8 protein-coding genes and 1 pseudogene are annotated in these 6,562 nt (G+C 59.5%); 6 read left to right on the plus strand and 3 right to left on the minus strand.

Annotated features, from left to right (window positions below):
• The 4 genes from BOO71_RS21810 to BOO71_RS21825 all read left to right on the plus strand — a co-directional run.
• The coding region (locus BOO71_RS21810) for a transposase family protein (RefSeq protein WP_175607506.1) at positions 1–319 on the plus strand (319 nt) is incomplete at its 5' end.
• Positions 310–657 (plus strand): helix-turn-helix domain-containing protein, encoded by a 348-nt coding sequence (locus BOO71_RS21815; protein WP_075836029.1) that lies wholly within the window; start codon positions 310–312, stop codon positions 655–657. The genes BOO71_RS21810 and BOO71_RS21815, both read left to right, overlap by 10 nt.
• A 177-nt stretch (positions 658–834) precedes the next feature.
• Positions 835–1,644 (plus strand): MBL fold metallo-hydrolase, encoded by an 810-nt coding sequence (locus tag BOO71_RS21820; protein WP_075836031.1) that lies wholly within the window; start codon positions 835–837, stop codon positions 1,642–1,644.
• Positions 1,635–2,051, plus strand: coding sequence for a nuclear transport factor 2 family protein (locus BOO71_RS21825; protein ID WP_075836035.1), 417 nt, complete (start codon positions 1,635–1,637; stop codon positions 2,049–2,051). Before BOO71_RS21820 ends, BOO71_RS21825 begins: the two co-directional genes overlap by 10 nt.
• Before the next feature lie 306 nt (positions 2,052–2,357).
• On the opposite strand, the pseudogene BOO71_RS29225 reads toward BOO71_RS21825, so the two are convergent.
• Positions 2,358–2,483: pseudogene (locus BOO71_RS29225) on the minus strand (helix-turn-helix domain-containing protein); the annotation flags it as partial.
• Positions 2,484–2,830: 347 nt separating this feature from the next.
• Positions 2,831–3,373, minus strand: a complete 543-nt coding sequence (locus BOO71_RS21830; RefSeq protein ID WP_075836037.1) for a TetR/AcrR family transcriptional regulator — start codon at positions 3,371–3,373, stop codon at positions 2,831–2,833.
• Positions 3,374–3,531: 158 nt separating this feature from the next.
• On the opposite strand from BOO71_RS21830, the gene BOO71_RS21835 reads away from it, so the two are divergent.
• The gene (locus BOO71_RS21835; protein WP_075836039.1) at positions 3,532–3,906 is read left to right on the plus strand and encodes a hypothetical protein; all 375 of its coding nucleotides are present in this window, start codon (positions 3,532–3,534) and stop codon (positions 3,904–3,906) included.
• A gap of 958 nt (positions 3,907–4,864) precedes the next feature.
• On the opposite strand, the gene BOO71_RS21840 is transcribed toward BOO71_RS21835, so the two are convergent.
• Positions 4,865–5,422 (minus strand): TetR family transcriptional regulator, encoded by a 558-nt coding sequence (locus BOO71_RS21840; protein WP_075836041.1) that lies wholly within the window; start codon positions 5,420–5,422, stop codon positions 4,865–4,867.
• Between the two features lie 131 nt (positions 5,423–5,553).
• On the opposite strand from BOO71_RS21840, the gene BOO71_RS21845 reads away from it, so the two are divergent.
• On the plus strand, positions 5,554–6,474 hold the full coding sequence (locus BOO71_RS21845) for an SDR family oxidoreductase (protein ID WP_075836043.1): 921 nt from the start codon (positions 5,554–5,556) through the stop codon (positions 6,472–6,474).
• Positions 6,475–6,562 lie beyond the last annotated feature (88 nt).

Here is a 6,562-nt window from a genome sequence, read left to right on the forward strand (position 1 = left end):
CCTGCGTCTCTTTCGAGCCTCCCAGACCGCCATTCACCCTGAAACTGAATTGGTTGCCGATGCTGGCTATCAGGGCGTTCAACACCAACACCCGCTGTGCCATACACCGCACAAAGCGAGCAAGAAACGCAAGCTCACTCCGGCACAGAAAGCAGAAAATCTTCGACTGGCACGCTTCAGAATCGCTGTTGAGCATGTTATTCGTCGGCTCAAGATTTTTCGAGTGTTGAAGGAAACGTATCGCCATCGGCGAAAGCGGTTCAGCCTCCGAGTCAACCTCATCGCCGCCATCTGCAACGCCACCGCTAAATGTGCCTGACTTTCGCAAGAGGTCTACTGATAGAGGCTCGTTACCGGCAGCCCCTCTCTCTATCGGATATTGCCGCTGAAGTTCACCGCACGCCCGCTTACCTGACCCATCTGGTCAAGCAGCAAACTGGGCGCACGGTGCTGGAATGGATTCTGGAACGCCGTATTCGCGAGGCCCGCCACTTGCTGCGTCGCAGCGACGACAGTGTGGAGCGCATCGCGCTGAGCGTGGGCTTTCAGGATGCCAGCTACTTTGCCCGGCAGTTCAAGCGCCGTAACCGCCTGGGTCCGCAGGCATGGCGACAGGCCAGCCAACTCAATGCCGAACCACCAGACCCCGAGATCTAAAGATCGTCCTTACTGTCCGAAGCATTCTCGCTGGGCAGAGCGGCCAGTCCTACATAACCTGCGGACAGCAGCAGCACGCGGCCAGACGACACCCAATCCAGCACCTTCAAAATTCAGGCCTTCAGCCAACAGACACCTCAAAGGCCGAAGTCCAACCCGCACAAAGGAATGCCCCCCATGACTGACCTGACCTTTACCGTCCTTGACCTCGACTTTCCAGTGGGCAGCCAGAACAAAACCGCCACCCTGATCACGGGCGAGCAGGACGCCCTGCTTATCGATGCGGGTTTTACCCGTGCCGATGGACACCGCTTGGTCGCTGCCGTGTTGGACAGCGGTAAGACCCTGGGGACGATTTTCGTGAGTCATGCCGATCCCGACTTTTATTGGGGTCTGGAAGCCCTGGCCGACGCGTTTCCCAGCGCTGAAATTCTGGCGACGCCGCTGGTTGCTCAGCACATCGCGCAGGCATATGAGGGCAAACTCAAAGCCTGGAGTACACTTGGCCCCAATCTACCCATCCGTCTGGTGCCGATCACGTCTTGGAGCGGCCAGACCCTGGGCCTGGAAGACCATACTTTTGAACTTCGCGGCGGCCACGCGCTGCTGCCGGATCGCCATTACCTGTGGCAGCCCCAGCAGCGGGCCATCGTTGGCGGCGTGCTGCTGTTTCAGAACGAACATGTCTGGACGGCGGACACCGCGACCCCGGAGGAGCGGACGGCTTGGATTTCGCTGCTGGACGAGATGGACGCCCTGAATCCAGCCTTCGTTGTGCCGGGCCACCGCTTGCCTGGTTTGGCGCTGGATACCCAGGCCATCGCCTACACTCGCGATTACCTGCGGACCTACGAAGACATTCTGAAAAGCGCCTCAGACGGGGCCGCTGCCACCCAGATGCTGACCGAGCGCTATCCGCACTCAGGCATGCTGATCGCCGCCCAGATCGGGCCGAAGGTTGCCAAGGGTGAGATGAAATGGGGCTGATAGAGCAACCCGCCGTGTCCGACTCGCCGCGCTCGGTGGTGCGCCGTCAGTACCTCGCCAGCGCCGCAGGCGACCTGGAAGCTTTGCGGGCCACCCTCGCGCCAGACGTGGAATGGACGGAGATGGCCGGGTTTCCGCTGGCCGGAACCTACCGCACCTCCGCAGGCGTGACAGCGGGCGTCATGGAAGTGCTGGGCAAAGACTGGCAGGACTGGACGGCGCACGACGACACTTACGTGGTGGAGGGCGAAAATGTCGTGGTGCTGGCCCGCTATACTGCCACCCACCGGACCACGGGCAAGGCGCTGAAGGTGCGGGTGGCCCACCATTTTGTCGTGCGCGGCGGCCTGATCGTGCGCTTTGAGCAGTTCGTGGACACCGCCTTGGTGCGTGACGCTGCAAGTTGAGCAGTACCAGCGGATCATATATGAATTTAGGCTGTGCGCTGGAACGCCCTGACAACGGTGATGAGGCCCAGCCGAACGTCTGCTGAACCCGGCGTATACCTCGCCACTTTTGCGAGCGCCGACCCCTGTAAAGCGGACTTCAATCACATCTTCCAGGCAAGGGTGGAGGTATTCCAGAGCTTTTCTGAAGTGGACTTGCCCCGGTTTTGCAATTCTTCCATTGATGTGCGAGAGGCGCAAACCCGTGACTTCAGTCGTGGGTAAGCCCCTCTCGCCCTGAAGGGGCGACGGAAAGCGGAGGTTGGGGGGATCACTACAGGCCAGCATGACCAGCTTGGCCTCAATGTCTCCCGTGATCTTCGGTGGGGCTCCGCTCCGGGGCCGCTCGTGAAGAGCGGCCTCCAAGCCCTCCAACACATAACGCCGACAGATTCGGCTATCCGGTCCGTGTCACAGTGCAGCACCCTGCTGATGACCTGATAGGTCTGGCGCTCACCCGTGCTGCGATCCGCCATCAGAAGAATGCGTGCTCTCGTCAGCGTGCGGGCCGCACACGTTCCCCGGTCCACCAGTTGTAGAAGCTTGGCCCGCTCATCGGGTTCAAGGTCCACGCGAAGTTGCTGTCCCATTCCTCAGTTTGCCTCAAAGCCGTGAAACTTGCTTAGCTAGGCACTAGCATCGGAACAGTAATCCGCCCTTAGCAAGGGGATCACCAGGAGCGAAGTCAGATTCAAACGGCGTCTGGGCCGTCTTGTCCCATCTCCAACCTGCTCCCTCCCTCACAGCGGCGCGATCAGGTCGATGAACGGCTTGAGCACCGTGCTGAGGGGCTGGTCACTGGGGGTCAGTCGGCGCAGCATCAACACCCCGATCACTTGCTGGCGAAACAGCCGGGTGTGCGGCAGGCTCAGGCCCAGCGAGGCCGTGATCTGCGCTTCCAGCAGATCATCCAGCGTTCGCCCGTCCAGCGCTGTGAACGGAGTGGCGTGGGCTTGAACATAGTCCAGCGTCAGCGCCAGCAAGCCGCTCACTTCAGGTTCCTGCGCCTCCAGTTGCTGGACCACCCGCAGCAGGGTGGCCCTCAGGCCGCCATCAACTGGTCTGGGTAAGGCTGGAAAGGCCCGCTGAAAGTAGCGTTCCAGCAAAGCGTAAAACAGCGCTTCTTTGCTGGGGAAGTAGTGATAGAGGGTTCCGAAGGACACGCCAATATCCTGGGCCAGGGCGCGCATTCGCAGGTGGCCGTAGCCCCTGTGGACGAAGACGGCAAAGCTACGGTCCAGGATGAGGGCGCGTTGCTGTTCGCGGTCGACAATCTTTGGCACCTGTTTATTTTAGATCATTTGATTTACAAAAGTCTCAGGGCTTGTTAGGCTGACCTCGTGACCGCCGAATCGCTCGATAAAAATCCCGCCCCCTGCCCCCTGATTCCCACTGTTCAGGACACCAGCGATGGACAGCGCCGTCCACCGAGGAGCCTGCTGTGACGCATTCGTTCCCTCCACTGCTCTCCCGCGCCTTCTGGGTCTGCTGGGCCGTGACCAGTCTGAACGTGCTGATCAGTGCCGGATACTCCACCGCCGCCCTGGTCAGCCAGGGCGACAGCAACGTCTACACGCAGTATGCGGCGTCCCGCAGCTTCGCGCTGGTGGTGGTGATCCTGGGTGTGGGACGCTTCCGGTCGCCGCAGGCACTGCTGGCCCTGTCCGCCGTGATGACGCTGATTCAACTGGGAGACGCCGTGATCGGCTTTCAGCTCCATGACGCGGCCAAATCGTTTGGTCCACTGGGATTAGCGGTGTTGACATTCATCGCTGCGCTCTTCCTGCTGCGCGCCAATCGCCAGCCGTTGTCCTGACGGATCAGGCGACGCGCGAAACACGATTTGTCTCCACTGAAATGTGCGGAAACGCTGATAACGCAACGATCTGAACGGGCTGATGGCAGGTAGCTTCTGGCTTTGCGAAACTGTATTGCGTAGTAATCTGCGCTGGCAACACGTTTCTGCAATCCTGGAAGCTGGTGTCTTGGCTTCTGCCTACCCCTACTCTGAACAATTTAAATTGTGATCCAGCTTTCAAGGGCAGATTTCTGTTCCGATGCGATTCCGTTGGCAAAGTCAGGCAGGCAGAGAAATACACGCCAGGATGGGAGTTCTTGCGTTCCTGGAGAAGGCCGTACGAGCGCTCTGTAAGGTCTCACCGGGGATTTTACCGAGGGATTCGAAGCGCAACATGCCCCATTTTGCAGACTTTTATGGAGCCGCCGACTTGACCAACGGAATCCGATGCTAGTCAGACCCCTTGTTCTGGCGTTAATCGAGTCCAAAGACGTTCGCCACGCGGCACTGGCCGAGCATTGCCCCGGCAACGCTCAAACGGCTTCCATCATCCGCCAGATTGAGCGCTTCTTTCAGGGGTGCGACTAGCAGAGGGTTCTGTTGGCAAAGTCAGGCCAGCAGAAAAACACACGCCAGGATAGGAATTTTCGCGCTCCTAAAAAAGGTTCCACAAATGCTTTGGGCGGTCTCGCCAAGAATTTCACCAAGGGGTTCCGGGCGCAACAGGCCCCATTTTGCAGACTTCTACGAAGCGGGCGACTTTGCCAACGGAATCGCGGAGGAACAGGAATCCAGCCTTGGCACTCAGATCCCAATTCAATACGTCCCCATTCCAGTCCCTGATTTTGGAGCCAGTTGCCAGTCAACGGCCCATCAGCCAATCAGATCACTGGACGCAATCAGCACTACGCGTCGATCCTGTCAGAGTGTCGTATCGCCTTGCAATTTCACTTACGGGTGGTCATGACTTGGTTGCTCAGGGCTGAACAAGCCGTGCCACTGCGGCCTGGATGGCCTGCTGACGACGCTGAAATTCTTTTCCGTCGTCAGGCGCAGCGCTGAGTCCCGCGTTGGTCTGAATCAGGGCCAGGATCAGCTCTAGAAGCGTGGCGGCTGGAAACCGGTCACTGATGACGCCGCTGCGCTGGGCCTGGGCCACTGCCTCCACTTTGCGTCCGTAAGAGTCCAGCAGGCCCGTCAGCTTGCCTGCCTCTGGCCCGCGTTCTAACCTGGCCCACGTGACCAGTCGCATGATTTCCGGGTGCTGGCGGTAATGCTCCACCACCTTTGCGGCGTAGTCCGGCAGATCGTGGGCGTCCATCGGCACGTCGTTCATGTGGCGGCTGATCTGCTCCACACCCACCGCGTCAAACAGCTCATCTTTGCTTCCAAAATAGGTGTAGATCATGGCTTTATTGCTGCCCGCCGCCGCCGCGATCCGGTCAATCCGCGCCCCGGCGATGCCGTACTGGGCGAACTCTGCCGTGGCCGCCTCGAAAATCCGTTGTTTGGTGGCCTGAGCGTCGCGCTTCATCAACCTAGTGTACAACCAACTGGTTGCTTGACTTCGGAGCAGTCGGCACTTACTCTGTCTTCAAGCAACCAGTTGGTTGGTTTCCATTGAAGTCAACCCCATGTTCTTGATGCTTTTCAGGAGGCCCCGCTATGACAGACCCCCATCCATCACCCAGCAGCAACCCGCAGAAAACCGCCCTGGTGACAGGCGCGACCAATGGCATTGGCAAAGTCACCGCACTGGAACTGGCCCGGCAAGGCTACCGGGTATTGCTCACTTCCCGCGACACCGCCAAGGGTCAACAGGTTCTGGACGAGATCAGGGTGCAGACGGGAAACGATGCGCTGGAGGTGTATGTGGGCGACTTGTCCAGCATGGCCGACGTGCGCCGCATCGCGCTGGAAGTGCTGGCCGAACATCCCACGCTGGACGTCCTAGTCAACAATGCGGGCGGTTTGATCGACGAGCGCCGCGAGACAGTGGACGGCTTTGAATATACGTTTGCCTTCAATCATCTGGCCTATTTTCTGCTCACCAATTTGCTGCTGCCAGGGCTGAAGGCGGCGGCCCAGGAGAGAGGCGAGGCCCGCGTGGTCAGCGTGTCATCCACCGCCAACAACAACGGGCGGATGCGCTGGGACGATCTGCAATACAAATCCGGTTATTCCATCTGGCCTGCTTACGGCCAGAGCAAGCTGATGAACGTTCTGTTCTCTAACGCCCTCGCGCGCCGCCTGGCAGGCACGGGCGTGACCAGCAACTCACTGCATCCCGGCCTGATCGCCTCCAGCTTTGGCAGTACGGCAACAGGGCTGAGCAAAATATTGCTGACGGTTCTCAAGCCGTTCATGTTGACGGTGCAGCAGGGCGCACAGAACAGCCTGTATGTCGCCACCTCACCGCAGATCAAGGGGATCAGCGGACAGTATTTCGTCAAGCAAAAGCTGGGCAAGCCCAATGCCCTGGCCGCCGATGAGGGCGCGCAGGAGCGACTGTGGAAGCTGTCGGAGGAACTGGTTGAAGCCTGGTCAAGTCCAGTGGCGGCGGATCACGTTGCCCCACTGGTCTGAACTGGGATTGATCAGACGCGCTCTTCAGGGGAAGCGCAGACCCCTGGCAAATGCTCTGACACCCGCCTGAGTTTTCTTCACTTCGCAA

This window comes from Deinococcus marmoris (genome assembly GCF_001949125.1).
GTDB lineage: Bacteria > Deinococcota > Deinococci > Deinococcales > Deinococcaceae > Deinococcus > Deinococcus marmoris_A.